Genomic DNA, 14,882 nt, shown 5'->3' on the forward strand with positions numbered 1-14,882 from the left:
CGGCGCCCCTGCGTCGTGCCAGCGCGGCGCCTCTAGAACGAGGCGTCCGGCCCCCGCTCGGTCAGCTGACGGGCGATGTCGCGGGCGATGATCATGTCGAGCGGCGTCGTGATCTTGATGTTGAACTCGTGCCCCTGCAGGATGCGCGGAGGACAGCCCGCGTAGCGGGCGACGAGGTCGGCATCGTCGCTCACGATGAAGTACTCGTCCGCGATGGCCTTCTCGTAGGCCTCCTCGAGAAGCTCGCGGCGGAACGCCTGCGGCGTCTGCCCGTACCAGGACGCCGACCGGTCGAGCGAGTCCTTCACGAAGCCGTCCTCCGAGACGAGCTTGATCTGGACCGTGCTGGGCAGGCCCAGCATGGCCGCGCCGTGGTCGATCGCGGCGTCGAGCACCTGGGTGATCATGCGGTGCGAGACGAAGGGGCGGACGCCGTCGTGCACCAGCACGATGTCGCCGGTCGTCGCGCGCAGTCCGTTGCGCGCGGACAGGAAGCGCTCGCGGTCCCCGAGGACGATGCGCGCGTCGATGCCGCCCTTCTCCACGAGGATCTCCCGGTAGAGCGGCTCGTTGTCCGGGCTCACGGTGACGATCAGCTCGTCGATCTCGGGAGCGATGATGGTGCGGACGGTCCGTTCGAGCACGGTGCTGCCGTCGATCTCCTGGAGCAGCTTGTTCGAGCCGAACCGCGTCGCCTTGCCGGATGAGGTGACGATCGCGCTGACCTTGAATCCCCTATGCATGGACATCCCTCCTGCTGGTCACGAAGCGCCGGAGCGAGTCCAGCTCCTCCTCCTCGGTGCACAGGTACGGCGCGGTTCCGCCCAGCTGCTCCGCGTGGACGGTGCGCATGTCCCTGCTGTACATGGTCGCGAACGGGGACGGCGGCTCGACCGGCGTCGGCCTCAGCCGGCGGCCGAAGACCTCCGCGGCGAGCCGCGCGTTCTCGATCGGCGGCGTCGCGAGGTTCAGCGCCGGGAGGCCCAGCTCGAGGGCGGACGAGGTGTCCGACCAGATCCGGCCGAGGTCGTAGTGCTGCATCCGGTCGGCGGCGTTGATGTAGTCGACCCGGTGGTCGGCGATGAGGTCGTGGACCACGCCCTTCTTGATGCCCTGCCCGTACAGCTGCGGGAGCCGCAGCACGAGGGTGTCGACGCGGCGGCTCAGCTCCTGCTCGAACCAGAGCCGGTTCTGCCCGTAGGGCGTCAGTCCCTCGGGGCTCAGCGGCGTCGTCTCGTCCGGGGTGGTCTCGCCCGGATAGACGCACACCGTCGAGACGATGACGAGCTTCGCGATCCGCACGCGTCCCAGGAGCTCGGCCAGCGCGCGCACCTCGGCGAGGTCCTGCTCCTGCTGCTGGTTGATGCGGTAGGAGTCCGCCCGGTTGGCTGCGCACACCACCAGCTCGTAGCCGCGGCCCTCGATGTCGGCGATGTTCGACGTGTTGTAGAGGTCGTCGAACGAGTGGTGGGCGGCGAAGTTCTGCCCGACGAATCCGGTGTGGCCGATCAGCGCGGACCGGCCCGTCATGCGGCGCCCGGCGCTCCGAGCCGCTCGACCGTGAGGTCGTAGAGCTCCGCGATTCGCAGGTTGTCCCGCCGGCACTCGTCGATCTCGCTCCTCAACCCCGCGAGGACCGACCGGAGCTGCTCGTCGCCGCCTGCGGAGGCCGGCGCCGCCTGCTCGAGGCGCTGCAGCCGTTCCTCGACCGAGCGGAGCCTCTCCACCTCGGCGCGGAGCTCGCGCACCTCCGCTTCCAGCGCCGCGAGGGCCGTCGAGGCGCCGCCGACCGGGCGAATACGCCTGCGAAGCCTGCCGAAGATCGCGCCCATGAGGTCTCCTTCGCGACGTGGGTGGGACTGGGCCCAGGATAGGGCGTCCCCGAGAACGGATCCGCGCCCTCGCCCCCGCCCCCGATGTGCTGCCGGCGCCGCCCGGCGAGGGTGCCGCTAGCCGCGAAACGAGATGTTCACCTGCGCCCCGCCCTCGGATGCGGGGTCGAGCGCCGGCCGCAGGTAAAGTTGCCCTCCGCCAACCAATCGCCCTGCCGCATTCAACCTCTAGACGATTCGACATGACTGCTCCTACACTCCGCCCGGACGACCCGTCCAGCGAACAGCTGTGGACGGTCGTCGACGATCTGGCGGTGGAGCCGCCGCGCCGACGGCGGGCGCTCGCGATCGGCCCGACCGGCGTGCGCCGCGCCAACCCGTCCTGGGTCGCCGCGTACAAGCTGCGCCTGGTCGTCACCGACACGCTCCTCATCGCCTTCGCCGTCGGCGGATCGCAGCTGCTGTGGTTCGGCCTCGACAACGAGCAGGTGCAGGTCAGCGACGGCTCGATCCCCTGGCTCAGCTACAGCGTCACGTCCGTGCTGCTCGTGGCCGGCTGGCTCGCCGCCCTGCACTTCTACGGCTCGCGGGATCAGCGGCTGCTCGGCGCCGGACTGGACGAGTACGCCCGGGTGGCCGACGCGAGCTTCCGGCTGTTCGGGCTCGTCGCGATCGTCGCCCTGCTGGTGCACGCGGACCTCGCCCGCGGCTACATCATCACGGCCTTCCCGCTCGGTGTGGCGCTGCTGACCCTCTCGCGCTGGCTCTGGCGGCAGTGGCTGCGCCGCGAGCGCCGCCGCACCGGCCGCTTCCTGATCCGGGTGCTGCTCGTCGGGTCCGCGCACTCCGTCGAGCACCTCGTCGGCGAGATCGACCGCCGCCCCTACCTCGGCTTCGACCTCGTGGGCGCCTGCTACACGGGCCCCGCGCCGGAGCACGGCAGAGCCGCCGAGCTCGAGGTGCTCGGAGACCTCGACGACGTCTCCGTCGTGGCCAAGGAGCGCGACCTCCACGCCGTCGCCCTGGCGGGCTCGGAGGGGCTGCCGGCGGGGCAGGTGCGCCGCCTGGCGTGGGAGCTCGAGTCCACCGGAGTCGACATCATGGTCGCCCCCGCCATCACCGACGTCGCGGGTCCGCGCATCCACTCCCGCCCGGTCGGCGGGCTGCCGCTCATCTACGTCGAGTCCCCGTCCTACGAGGCGGGCGCCAAGATCGCGAAGAACGTCTTCGACTTCGCCGCGTCCTTCGTCCTCCTCGTGCTGGCCTCGCCCGTCCTGCTCGCGGCGGCGCTCGCGATCAAGGCCACCTCGCCGGGCCCGGTCCTGTTCCGGCAGGAGCGGATCGGGCTGAACGGCAAGGTCTTCAGCATCCTCAAGTTCCGCTCGATGCGCGTGGGCGCGGACGACGAGCTCGCCCGTCTGCTCGCCGACCAGGGCACCGACGACCGCCCGCTGTTCAAGGTCGACAACGACCCGCGGATCACCCGCGTCGGGCGCTTCATGCGCAAGTACTCGATCGACGAGCTGCCCCAGCTCCTCAACGTGCTGAAGGGCGACATGAGCCTCGTCGGCCCGCGCCCCCAGCGGGCGGAGGAGGTCGCGCTCTACGACCCGGCGGCCAGCAGGCGCCTCCTCGTGAAGCCCGGCATCACCGGGCTGTGGCAGATCTCGGGCAGATCCGACCTCTCCTGGGAGGACGCGATCCGCTGGGACCTGTACTACGTGGAGAACTGGTCGCTGATCGACGATCTGCTGACGCTGATCCGGACGGTCGGGGTCGTCCTGAGGTCCCGTGGTGCGCGCTAGCGCCCGCGCCGCGTCCGCCTCGGCGGCGGTCGTCAGCCGATGTGCGAACGAGCGGAACCGGAACCGAGCGCGGCGAAGCGCGTGTGACATCATGTTGAAGCCGGCCCGGGGGAGGGCCGATCGATGAGGCGCGCCCTGGTGGCTGCCTGTGGGGGGTCTTTGTGGAGCTGCGCGACTATCTGAGGACGCTGCGGAAGAACTGGGTGGTCGTCGTAGCGCTCGCGCTGCTCGGCGTGGCAGCCGCAGCGACCTACTCGCTCCTCGTCACGCCGCGCTACCAGGCGACGACCGAGCTCTACGTCTCCGTGCAGACCTCCCAGAACGCGACGACGGGCGACCTGGTCCAGGGAAGCAGCTTCGCCCAGCAGAAGGTCCGCTCCTACGTGGACGTCATCGACAGCCCGAGCGTGCTCGCTCCCGTGATCGAGGACCTCGGCCTCGACCTCACCCCGTCCGAGCTGGCCGGGCGGGTGCAGGCGAGCTCGCCGCTCAACACGGTCCTCGTCGACATCGTTGTCGAGGACGAGGACGCGCAGCAGGCCGCCGCGATCGCCGATGCGATCGGCGCGAGCTTCCAGGACGTCGTGGTCAACAGGCTCGAGGCCCCGTCGGAGGGCGGCCCCAGCCTCGTTCGGATCGAGACGATCACCCCCGCCGCGCCGGCCGCCGCGCCCTTCTTCCCCAACACCCCGCTGAACCTCGTGCTGGGACTCGTGCTCGGGCTGGGAGCCGGGGTCGGAGCCGCGATGCTGCGGAGCCTCCTCGACACCCGGATCCACGGCACGCACGACGTCGAGGCGCTGACGGACCACCCCATCGTGGGAGGCATCAGCCTCGACCCGGGCGCGAAGAAGCGGCCGCTCATCGTGCACGCCGACCCGCGCAACCCGCGTGCCGAGTCCTTCCGTGCGCTTCGCACGAACCTCCAGTTCGTGAGCATCGAGGGGCGCCCCCGGAGCATCGTGGTCACGAGCTCGCTGCCCGGCGAGGGGAAGAGCACGACGACGGCCAACCTCGCGATCGCCATGGCGGAGACCGGCGCGAAGGTCGTCATCATCGACGGCGACCTCCGACTGCCCCGCCTGGCCGAGTACATGGGGCTCGAGGGAGCGGTCGGGCTCACGGACGTCCTCATCGGCAGGGCGCAGGTCGCCGACGTCCTCCAGCGCTGGGGCAAGGGCTACCTCTTCGTCCTCCCCGCCGGCCGCGTCCCCCCGAACCCGAGCGAGCTGCTCGGGTCGCGGGCGATGGTGCAGCTGCTCCAGCAGCTCACCGAGCAGTTCGACTTCGTCCTCATCGATGCGCCCCCGCTGCTGCCCGTGACCGATGCCGCTGTGCTGAGCAGGTTCACCGGTGGCGCTCTCGTGATCACCGCCGCGGGACGCACGCGCAAGAACGAGCTGTCCGCTGCACTGCGCTCGCTCGAGCACCTTGGGAGCCGCGTCCTGGGCGTGGTGATGACGATGCTGCCGACGAAGGGACCGGACGCGTACGGCTACGGCAACTACGGCCAGTACTACGGCAGCAGCGACGAGGCCGACGAGCTGCTGAATGCCCGCTGACATGCGAGCGGACTGGTCCGCAGCCGCTCGCGCGACGTGCCGGGCAGGGCTGGCATGAGACGGCCCGCCCCGGCCTCGGTATCCCGGCGCCGGTCGATCGCGGCGCTGCTCGCTCTCGCGGCCGGCGCGGCCGTCACGGCTGTCCTCGTCATCGCGGCGCTGCTGCGCACCGAGGTGCCGCACGAGCCGGCGTACGCGCAGGTGATCCCGGAGTCCGTGGCGAGTTCCTCGCCGGAGCCGGCTCCGTCCGCGCCTCCGGTCCTGCCCGCGTCTCCGGCGTCGCCGATCGGCACCCGGGTCCTCTCCGCGACGGACGGGACGACCGCCTGGCGCAGCGGCGGAGGAGCCTGCCCGGGCGACGCCGCGGTGCTCGAGGTCACCCGGGACGGAGGACGGACCTGGGAGAGTCATGACGTGGGGACCGCGACCGGGTCCTCGGGAGTGCTCCGCCTCGAGGCGTCGAGCGAGGACCTGACGTATCTCGTCGCCGGCTCCGCCGGCGATGGCTGCGCCCCGCAGTACGTCGCGACCTACACGAGCGGGCAGGAGTTCGAGGTCTTCACGGACCGCACGGTCTCGACCTGGTTCGTGGACCCCGCGGACCCCCTGGTCCTGCACACGAGCGCCGGCGCGAAGCCGGCCCCCTGCTCCGCGGTCGCGGTGGCACCGCGTAACGCCGCCGACGCGGCGGTGCTGTGCGCCGACTCCACGGTGTGGAGGACGTCGGACGCGGGCAGCACGTGGGACGGAGGGATCGCCGTCGAGGGGGCCGTGTCGATCGATGACAGCGGCCCCGGCTACGTGCTGGGCGCCACGGGACGGGCGGATTGCGCCGGGGTGCAGGTGCTCGCCCTCGATCCCGCGGCGGGTGCCGGCCCCGCCGTGTCCGGGTGCCTGCCGTCCGACGCGCCCGTCGGTGAGGTGGCGATCGCGGCGGTCGGCGACTGGGTCTGGCTGTGGGCGGGCGACGCCGTGACGGTCTCGGCCTACGGAGGCAGGACCTGGTGAGCCCGGACGGCAGGGGACTGCTCGTCCACGAGTGGCTGTCGAAGCACGGGGGGTCAGAGAACGTCTTCGGCCGGCTCGCGTCGGCGTTCCCGGAGGCCGACCTGCTCTGCCTGTGGAGCGACCGGGAGCCGAGGCTCGAGGGGCGGCCCGTGCGGCAGACCTGGCTGGCCCGGACCCCGCTGCGGAAGCACAAGGCGGCCGCCCTGCCTCTCATGCCGGCCACCTGGAGGAATCTGCGGGGCGGCGAGTACAGCTGGATGCTCGCGAGCAGCCACTTGTTCGCCCACCACGCCCGCCTGAGGGCGAACCGCCACGCGGTGACGAAGCTCGCCTACGTCCACACGCCAGCGCGCTACATCTGGTCGCCGGAGCTGGACCTCCGCGGAAGCGGACGGGCGGCTCGTGCGGCAGCGCCGGTCTTCAAGGGGATCGACCGGCGCCGCGCCCGCGAGCTGGCGGATGTCGCCGCCAACAGCGACTACGTGCGCAGGCGGATCCAGCGCTACTGGGAGCGCGACGCCGACGTCATCCACCCTCCCGTGGACGTCGAGCGCATCCAGTCGGTGAAGGACTGGGGCACGCGGCTCGATTCCTCGGAGGCCGGTCTCGTCGATGCGCTCCCCTCCCAGTTCCTCCTGGGAGCGTCGCGCTTCATCCCGTACAAGAGGCTCGATCTCGTCATCGACACGGCGGAGGAGCTCGACGTGCCGGCTGTGATCGCCGGATCCGGGCCGCTCGAGGGCGCCCTCCGGCGTCGCGCGGACGCGAGCTCCGTGCCCGTCCAGATCATCTCCCACCCCTCCGACGAGCTGCTCTTCTGTCTGTATCAGCGGGCGATGGCCTTCGTCTTCCCGGCGGTCGAGGACTTCGGGATCATGCCGGTGGAGGCGATGGCGACCGGAACGCCGGTGGTCGTGAACGCAGCCGGCGGCGCAGTCGAGAGTCTCGGGGACGGCCGCGCCGGGCGCGCCTTCGACGAGGCATCTCCGCGGGAGATCGCGGAGCGGGTGCGATCCGTGGTCGCCCTGGACCGTGCGGCCGTTCGCGAGCACGCGCGCCGCTTCAGCAACGAGAATTTCGATGACGCCATCCGCGGATTCGTCATGAGGCACGTCGCGTGAGCGCCACGGGCAGCGCGCCGGTCGACGCGGGCGCCGCGAGGAGCGGCCGGGCCTTCCGCGGCGTCGTGCTGAACGGCGCCTTCCGCGCGCAGCGGCTCACGGGGCAGCAGCGCTACGCGACCGAGCTGGCGGCACGGCTGCGCGAGCGCGTCGCCGCTTCGGGCGAGGGCGTCCGTGAGATCGGTCCGCCGCCGTCGTGGCGCACCTCCCGCTGGCTCTCGTGGCTGTGGGTGCTCACCGCGGGACTCCGCACGCGCTCCGCGGAGGCTCTCGTGACGCTGACGAGCCGGGGACCGCTCGTCGCACCGCGCCACGTGGTCGTCGTGCACGACCTCTTCGTGCTGGAGCATCCGGAGTGGTACTCCCGGCTCTACGCCTGGACGCACGCTCCCGTGCTCCGGCTCCAGCTGAGGTCCGCGGCCGCGCTCGTGGCCGTGAGCGAGCCGGTCGCGCGCCAGGTCGCGGACGTCGTCGGCGGGGACCGTCCCGTCCTGGTCGCCCCGAACGCCGCTGCCGACTGCTTCCGCGTCGACGGCGAGTCGGTGGGCGTGCTGGAGCGGTTCGGGCTGACCGAGGGCCGGTTCCTGCTCGCGGTCGGCAGTGCCGACCCGCGGAAGGGTGAGGACGTCCTCCTCGAGGCCTACCACCGGCTCGAGCCGTCGCTCCGGGAGCGGATCCCCCTCGTGCTCGCGGGCGGAGGCAGCGACATCTTCCGAAGGGCTGGAGGCGTCGCCCCGGCGGGCTCCGGGGTCCGGCGGCTGGGCTACGTCAGCGACCCCGAGCTCGCTGCGCTGTACCGGAGCGCGGCGCTCGTCGTGTTCCCCACCCTCGCCGAGGGATTCGGCCTCCCCGCAGTCGAGGCGATCGCCTCCGGGGCGAGGCTCCTCACGTCGGATCTGGAGGTTCTGCGGTGGGTCTGCGGCGACCTCGCGACCTACTTCCGCCCGGGGGACGCCACCAGCCTCGCCGCCGAGCTCGACGCTCTCCTCCCCGCCGGCCCGCTTCCCGCTGCCGACCGCGCCGCGCGAGCCGCCGAGATCCGCCGGCGATTCGACTGGGACTCGAGCGCGGCAGTGGTCCAGGAGGCGGCGCGCGCAGCACTCGGCGCGCGGCAGGGAGCGCTCCGGTGACCGGACGGCGGAGAGGCCCGGTCGAGAACGTGCCCGACGTGGCGCTCGTCGGCAGCGTCCGGCGCGCGTGGACGCCCCTCGGGCTCCTGCTCGCGATCCCGGCGCCCGCGCTGTTCGCGACGATGCTGATCCCCGCGGACACCTTCGCGACGCTGTGGGGTCAGGCGCACTTCTTCCGGGCCCCCTACGACGGCTACGCGATCCTCAACCTGACGCTCGTCCTGTTCGTCGCGTTCGTCCTCCAGGGCCTCCTGCGCCGAACCTTCGCCGTGTCCGTCTCTCCCGACCTCGCGCGACGAATCAGCCGCGCGACCACCGTCCTCGCGGTTCTGACCTTCGCGGCGTACGCGGCCTGGATCCTGATCGCGCTCATCCGCGGGCTCACCCTGGACGTCGTCATCGCCATGCTCCAGGGGCAGCCGGCGGCCATGTACGTGTTCAAGCAGGACCTCCTCGTTCCGGTCAGCGGCGTGACGACCTGGACCCAGCTCGGGCCGGTCCTGCTGTCGCTCCTCATCATCGAGGGGAAGGTGCGGGGGAGCTACCGCCGCCGGGTGATCCTGGCCCTGCTCGTCCTCGTGGTCCTCCGCTCCTACTTCAACTCCGAGCGGCTGGCCCTTGTGGAGGTCGTGGTCGCGGGACTCATCACCCTCGCCACCCTCGCCCCGACCCGCACTGCGAACTTCGACCGGGTGAGCGTCGCCGCCGGCGCCTACGCGACGGGCTGGGCGGGCCTCGCCGTGTTCTTCGGCGCCTGGGAGGCGTCGCGATCCTGGGCGTACCACGCCTCGTCCTACCAGGGCACCCTCGTCGACTTCTCCCTCCAGCGGATGTTCGGGTACTACGCGACGGCGTTCAACAACGGCGCCCTGATGACGTCGGTCTCCGCTCCTCCCGACCTGCTCGCCGTGTTCCCCGTGCTGGGCCTCGTTCCGCAGCTGGGCGAGCGACTGCAGTCGTCGTCGTCCATCAGCTACCTCGAGGCGCTCACGCAGCAGTCGAACCCGGAGTTCAACAATCCCTCGGGGCTGCTCGTCGCCGACGCCGCCTTCGGCCCGATCGGGGGAGCGGCCCTCGTCTCCCTGACGGTCCTCGGGGTGATGCTCATCACGGTGCTCGCGTCGTCGGGCAGCGTGGCCGGCCTGGTCGCCTACTCCTCGACAGCGGTCGGCGTGCTCGAGCTGGCCCGGATCTACTACTTCGGCGACTCGCGCTTCCTGCCCGTCGTGATCGCCCTCGTCGTGCTGGCGCTGTACCTCCGCCGCGAGAAGCCCGCGAAGCGGGCGCGACCGACACCGAGGACCGGACGGCTGCCGGTCCTGGGCGGCGCCTCACGGACGTGACCATGAGGATCCTGTTCGCGAGCCACACGTTCGACGGCGGTCCCTTCAAGGTCGGCAGCCACCACCTCGCGGCCGGGCTCGCCGCGCTCGGTCACCACGTCGTTCACATCAGCACCCCCGTCTCGCCTCTGCACGCCCTCGGCGCCGGCTCCTTCCCGGATCGAGCCCGGCTGGCGGTCCGCGGCCTCCGGGTGACCTCGGACCGGCTCGCGCACCTCGTGCCCGCCCAGCTGCTTCCGCTGACCAGCACGCGAGCCGATGCGCTCGCCATCCGCAGCGCGGCCCGTCCCTGGTGGGGATCGGTGACGCGCTTCCTCGGCGGCGAGCCGGACGTGCTCCTCATCGACCAGCCCAAGCTGCTCGCGCTCGCCGCGCTGTTCCCCCGAGCCGCCGTCATCACCCGGGCCACCGACCTGCCCGCGTCGGATCGGGAGGCCGAGGCGTTCCGACGGTGCGCCGTGATCTCCCGCGGACTCGTCGCCACCTCGGCGCTCGTGGGGGAACGACTGCGGACGTGGGCGACGGGTGTGCCGTCCCTGGTGCTGCGCAACGGCGTCGACCTCGAGCACATCGAGTCCGCCCCTGCGAGGGACTGGAGCGCGCGGCGTGGTGTCGTCTACGTCGGGGCGCTCGACGAGCGCTTCGACTGGGAGAAGGTGGCGGCGAGCGCGGAGCTGCTGCCCACGGTGCCGTTCGACCTCTGGGGCCCGGCGACGTCGGCGCCGATCGCGCTGCCCCCGAACGTCGGGCTGCGCGGTCCCCTCGACTACGCCCTCCTTCCCCGGGCTCTGGCAGGCGCGCGCGTCGGACTCCTCCCGCTCACGGCGGCCCCGTCCAACGAGGGCAGGAGCCCGATGAAGCTTTTCGAGTATCTGGCGGGGGGCCTCCGCGTCGTCGCGTCCAGCACCGCGACCCTGCGAGGGATCGGGTGCGCCGACGTCTCCCTCACGACGTCGGCCGCGGGGTTCGCCTCGGCGGTCCGAGCCGCGCACGACCTCCTGCCGACGGGTGACGGGGCAGCCCTGGCGCGATCCTTCTCCTGGTCCGGCAGAGCGGCGGCCCTCGACGAGTTCGTGAGGAGCGTCGTGCCGGCGCCCGAGGCCCAGGCGGCCCGCTCGTGAGCAGGAGACGGCTGTGGAAGGGGCTCGTCCAGGACCTGTGGGCCAACGGCGTGGTGGCCTCACCGCTGGTGCCCTACCCCGCGAAGTTCCTCCTGTTGCGGCTGCTTCCCGGCTTCCACCTGGAGCGGGCGAACATCCACCACGGGGTCCGCTGGTGGGGGAGCGGGCGCGTGGTCCTCGGTGCGCGCGCCTTCATCAACCGGTACTGCACGATCAACCACAGCGCCGAGGTCCGGATCGGCCGCAACGCGACACTCGGTCCGGAGGTCCTGCTGATCACCGCGTCCCACGACGTCGGGGATGCGGCCAAGCGCAGCGGGCGCGACTACAGCGCGCCCATCCGCATCGGTGAAGGGGCCTGGCTCGGTGCCCGCGTGACCGTGCTCCCTGGCGTCGCGATCGGCGAGGGGGCGGTCATCGCCGCCGGTGCGCTTGTCCGCTCCGACGTCCCGCCTCACGAGCTCTGGGGCGGCGTGCCCGCCCGGAGGATCCGGACGCTGTCGCCCGAGCAGACGCCGGCGGCCGGCTGACGGAAAGAGCGGGTCAGCGAGTCTCCGCCGCCGCCCGGCACGCCCCGACGAACGTCTCGACGTTCGCGTGGACCGTGAAGAGCTCGAGCGCCCGGCGGTGCGCCGCGGCTCCCAGCCGGGATCGCTCTGCGGGATCGGTCAGGCGCGTGAGCGCGGCCGCCAGCTGCGGCACGCTCCCGGGCTCCACGAGGAGACCGCCCGCGCCGACCGCCCAGCCGAGCGGCTCCACATCGGACACCACGACCGCGGCACCCGCCATCATGCCGTCGACGAGCTTCGCGGGCAGCTGCCCGATGGACCACGTGGTGCGCAGGGAGGGGATGACGACGATGTCGGCGGACTCCACCAGGCGGAGGCCTTCCGCGAACGAGGTCTGGCCGACCCACCGCTCCCACGGCCGCGCGTCCGCGGGCGCCCGATCGGTGACCGTCAACATGACCCCGGCGCCGGCCGCTGCCGCGACGGCCGCGCGGAGCACGTCGACCCCCTTGTGCGCCCGGTTCGTGCCCACGAACACGACCGAGGGCTCGGCGGATGTGTGCACATGCGGGGCCGCGCTCGGCTCCCGCACGTGTGGAATGACGGCCCCGCCGTAGATCCTCTGCAGGTAGGGGTTGCTCACGATCCGCGGCACCCGCAGGGCATGGCGGTGCAGCCTGGCTGCCTGGGCCATCGTGCGGGGCTTCAGCATCCACTTCGCCGCCCGCTTGACCGGGGTGCGGCGGGCGCGGACCGCCTCGAGGTCGGGGTCGTCGATGTCCACCATGACCGGGACCCCCGCCCGGTCCGCCGCCTTCCGAGCGAGGCCGAACGACGGCGGGAGCGGCTTCACCGCGATGACCAGGTCGGTGCCCGGAAGCAGCTTCGCGAGAGCGGGAGCGGCGGGCTCCGGAAGAGCCGAGCAGACGGCTGCGAAGGGGGTGCCGTCCAGCGGCGCCCAGATGCGGGCGCCGCGAGGTGCGACGACGCGAGCATCCCACCCTGCGGCCTGCGCGAGCAGCCACAGGCAGTACGTCCGCCCCAGGGAGTTGTGATCGAGGTCAGGGGTGACCAGCAGCAGCCTCACGCGACGCCTCCTCCTCCTGTTCTCCGGTCCGCCGAGTCCGCACGCGCAGCAGGATGGCGCCGGCCTGCACGAGGACCACGGCCGCCTCCCCGACCGCGAGTCCCGCCGCCGCTCCGGACTCGCCGAACATCGCCGACAGCGACAGGATGGCGACCACCCCTGTCGCGGCCCCGGCGAGTGTGCTCAACAGCACGTGCCGGGTCAGGCCGAGCGGGACGAGGATCAGCCGGCCGGTCGCGGTGTTCGCGGCGACGGCGAGGTAGGCGAGCCCCAGGTAGACCATGGTCGCAGGCTCCGGTGCGAGATCGGGACCGAACAGCAGGGCGGCGACCGGTGGCCCCACGAGCGCGAGGCCCGCGAGGCCCGACGCCCCGAGCGCGACATGGGCGGCGAGGGCGTAGAGCATCCGGCGGGTGAGCCCCTGCGGGCGCTGCTCGGCTACCCAGGCCTGCAGGGAGTTGCTGAGCGCCTGCACCGCGAGCAGGCCCAGTCGGTAGATCTTCTCGCCGGAGGAGTAGCCGGCGACCGCCGAGGCGGGCGAGGTGACGCCGAGCAGCGCGACCGAGGTGCTGGAGTAGGCGCTCGCGGCGACCACCGTCGAGGCGGACACCCAGTCGCTTCTCAGGGCGGCGAACGCGTTGCGCCGGAGCAGCCGCCGCGACAGCCGCCCGATGCGGTGGCTGTAGGCGATCACCCCGCCGACGGTCGCGAGGGCGAGCAGCAGGGGGTAGAGCAGCAGCTCGCCCGTCAGCGGGATGAGGACGAGGAGCGCGGCGACCGCGATCGTGCGTGGCAGCACCTCGTAGCGGGCGATGTAGGAGGGCCGCCCCAGCCCGATCGAGTACCAGGCGGGAGAGAGGCCGCCGAGGGTGAACGCGACCGCGACGGCCATCGCGAGCCCGTCCTCGCGGGCGGTGAGGGCGCCCGACACCCAGGCGGCGATCGGCGAGACGACGATCAGCAGCAGGAGGCGCGAGAGGACGCTGTCCGCGTAGAGCGCGGGCCGGTCCTCGAAGGCAGCGCGCGCGAGGCGCGAGGGGCCGCTGAGGGTCCACCCGTACGACACCACCACGCCGGCGGTCATCCCGACGCTCTGGCCGATCGAGACGGCCGTCCACCCGTCGACGCCGCCGGTGCGCGCGACGAGCGGCAGGAGCACGAAGGGCGCGAGAGCGGAGAGCAGCGGAAGGCCGGCGAACCCGGCCAGCCGGCGCAGGACGCGTCTCAAGCGATCGGATCGATCGAGTCGAACCCTCGCCGGCCGTGCACGAAGATCGCCTCGGCCTCCCGCCGGAACGTCTCCCGCTCGAGCGAGATCTGCCTGCGGTAGGGGTCCTGACGCGCCTGGCTGCCTGCGGGGTCCTCGAAGACCCACTCCAGGGCACGGATGCTGGACTCGAGGATCCGCTCGTCGGGCTCGATCTTGTGCGCCATGGGGATGGGGACGTCCGCGTAGTAGGCGCCGGAGCCGCGGCGCGCCACAAGCGTCACGGCCCCCGAGAGCGCGGCCTCCCGCGGCATCCGGTCCTTGCCGGGGTGGTAGCCCAGGTCGAGGTAGACCGCGCTCCGGCTGAGCGCCTGCCGCACCTCGCCCGGGCTCATGCCCTGCAGCGGCACGTAGGTCGGCTCCCGGAACCGGGCCTGAAGGGCGCTCGTCACCGCTGCGGCCTTCTTGGGGTTGAAGGCCACCGTCATGCCGCGATCGAGGATCGGGACCGCGGCCTGCGGAAGCGGCGCCACCGTCGTGTAGTCGCTCAGCGCGGAGGGCCGGATGCCGAGCGTCGAGTAGAGGAACGCCCACGCGTAGTGCGACTGCGCGAGGTTGCCGATCGACCGGACCAGGCGGAGATCGCCGGCGAGGCGTCGCTTGAGTCCGCGAGCGGCGGTCTCGAGCCGTCGCGACAGGGGAGTCCGCTGGTTGAGGCCCGCAGGAGGAGCGATCCGGGAGCGGAAGAGCGGCGAGTTGTCGATGCTCAGCCACCAGCAGAAGCGGTCGGCGCGCGTGTAGGCGTGCAGGTGCTTCAGCGCGTACTCGGAGGCCACGACGGCGCTGCCGGGAGCGTCCTCCGCGCGCGGCCGCTCCGGAGCCCCGTAGCTCGCGAACTCGGGGACGCGCTCGAGGTGCTCGGTGCCCGGCCGCGGCACCAGGTACGCGTCCTGGCCCAGCTCCCGCAGAGTCGACACCAGCTGATGCAGCGCCTCGGGTCCTCCCGTTCGGACCCCTCGGGGGTAGAGGACGTAGATCTCCCGAAACATGCCTTCTCCGCGCTCGTCGGCCGACCGGAAGAGCTTAGCCGCGCGAATGATCACCGACGGACCGGCGGGCCGCGGGGGAGCGGGTCGGTCCGGGCCCGGTCGATAGGC

General features: G+C 72.4%; 14 protein-coding genes. 8 read left to right on the top strand and 6 right to left on the bottom strand.

What is annotated here, in order from left to right; translation table 11 throughout:
* Positions 1–32: 32 nt before the first annotated feature.
* From J3P30_RS08330 to J3P30_RS08340, 3 genes are read right to left on the bottom strand one after another with little or no spacing between them, the layout of a single operon-like run.
* Complete coding sequence (locus J3P30_RS08330) at positions 33–743, bottom strand: 2-C-methyl-D-erythritol 4-phosphate cytidylyltransferase (RefSeq protein ID WP_210480587.1); 711 nt, start codon at positions 741–743, stop codon at positions 33–35.
* Positions 736–1,530 (bottom strand): NAD-dependent epimerase/dehydratase family protein, encoded by a 795-nt coding sequence (locus J3P30_RS08335; protein WP_210480588.1) that lies wholly within the window; start codon positions 1,528–1,530, stop codon positions 736–738. Before J3P30_RS08335 ends, J3P30_RS08330 begins: the two co-directional genes overlap by 8 nt.
* Positions 1,527–1,832 carry a hypothetical protein gene (locus J3P30_RS08340; RefSeq protein ID WP_210480589.1) on the bottom strand — a complete coding sequence of 102 codons (306 nt, stop codon included), beginning with the start codon at positions 1,830–1,832 and terminating at the stop codon, positions 1,527–1,529. Before J3P30_RS08340 ends, J3P30_RS08335 begins: the two co-directional genes overlap by 4 nt.
* Before the next feature lie 242 nt (positions 1,833–2,074).
* Between J3P30_RS08340 and J3P30_RS08345 the strand changes: the two genes are divergently transcribed.
* From J3P30_RS08345 to J3P30_RS08380, 8 genes are all read left to right on the top strand, one after another.
* Positions 2,075–3,637 carry a sugar transferase gene (locus tag J3P30_RS08345; protein ID WP_210480590.1) on the top strand — a complete coding sequence of 521 codons (1,563 nt, stop codon included), beginning with the start codon at positions 2,075–2,077 and terminating at the stop codon, positions 3,635–3,637.
* A gap of 161 nt (positions 3,638–3,798) precedes the next feature.
* Positions 3,799–5,199: a polysaccharide biosynthesis tyrosine autokinase gene (locus J3P30_RS08350; protein WP_210480591.1), complete on the top strand. Its 1,401-nt coding sequence runs from the start codon at positions 3,799–3,801 to the stop codon at positions 5,197–5,199.
* A gap of 54 nt (positions 5,200–5,253) precedes the next feature.
* Positions 5,254–6,207, top strand: a complete 954-nt coding sequence (locus J3P30_RS08355) for a hypothetical protein (RefSeq protein ID WP_210480592.1) — start codon at positions 5,254–5,256, stop codon at positions 6,205–6,207.
* Positions 6,204–7,328: a glycosyltransferase gene (locus J3P30_RS08360; RefSeq protein WP_210480593.1), complete on the top strand. Its 1,125-nt coding sequence runs from the start codon at positions 6,204–6,206 to the stop codon at positions 7,326–7,328. The genes J3P30_RS08355 and J3P30_RS08360 overlap by 4 nt, the downstream gene beginning before the upstream one ends.
* Positions 7,325–8,458, top strand: coding sequence for a glycosyltransferase family 1 protein (locus J3P30_RS15595; protein ID WP_210480594.1), 1,134 nt, complete (start codon positions 7,325–7,327; stop codon positions 8,456–8,458). Before J3P30_RS08360 ends, J3P30_RS15595 begins: the two co-directional genes overlap by 4 nt.
* Positions 8,455–9,801, top strand: a complete 1,347-nt coding sequence (locus tag J3P30_RS08370; RefSeq protein ID WP_210480595.1) for a hypothetical protein — start codon at positions 8,455–8,457, stop codon at positions 9,799–9,801. The genes J3P30_RS15595 and J3P30_RS08370 overlap by 4 nt, the downstream gene beginning before the upstream one ends.
* On the top strand, positions 9,798–10,922 hold the full coding sequence (locus J3P30_RS08375) for a hypothetical protein (protein WP_210480596.1): 1,125 nt from the start codon (positions 9,798–9,800) through the stop codon (positions 10,920–10,922). Before J3P30_RS08370 ends, J3P30_RS08375 begins: the two co-directional genes overlap by 4 nt.
* Entirely contained in the window at positions 10,919–11,452 is a 534-nt protein-coding gene (locus tag J3P30_RS08380) for a DapH/DapD/GlmU-related protein (RefSeq protein WP_210480597.1), read from the top strand. The genes J3P30_RS08375 and J3P30_RS08380 overlap by 4 nt, the downstream gene beginning before the upstream one ends.
* 13 nt (positions 11,453–11,465) lie before the next feature.
* On the opposite strand, the gene J3P30_RS08385 is transcribed toward J3P30_RS08380, so the two are convergent.
* The 3 genes from J3P30_RS08385 to J3P30_RS08395 are packed head-to-tail and all read right to left on the bottom strand — an operon-like array spanning position 11,466 to position 14,774.
* Positions 11,466–12,518: a glycosyltransferase family 4 protein gene (locus tag J3P30_RS08385; protein ID WP_210480598.1), complete on the bottom strand. Its 1,053-nt coding sequence runs from the start codon at positions 12,516–12,518 to the stop codon at positions 11,466–11,468.
* The gene (locus tag J3P30_RS08390; RefSeq protein WP_210480599.1) at positions 12,493–13,746 is read right to left on the bottom strand and encodes a lipopolysaccharide biosynthesis protein; all 1,254 of its coding nucleotides are present in this window, start codon (positions 13,744–13,746) and stop codon (positions 12,493–12,495) included. The genes J3P30_RS08385 and J3P30_RS08390 overlap by 26 nt, the downstream gene beginning before the upstream one ends.
* Positions 13,743–14,774, bottom strand: coding sequence for a hypothetical protein (locus tag J3P30_RS08395; protein ID WP_210480600.1), 1,032 nt, complete (start codon positions 14,772–14,774; stop codon positions 13,743–13,745). The genes J3P30_RS08390 and J3P30_RS08395 overlap by 4 nt, the downstream gene beginning before the upstream one ends.
* Positions 14,775–14,882 lie beyond the last annotated feature (108 nt).

This window comes from Naasia sp. SYSU D00948, assembly GCF_017916515.1.
GTDB lineage: Bacteria > Actinomycetota > Actinomycetes > Actinomycetales > Microbacteriaceae > Naasia.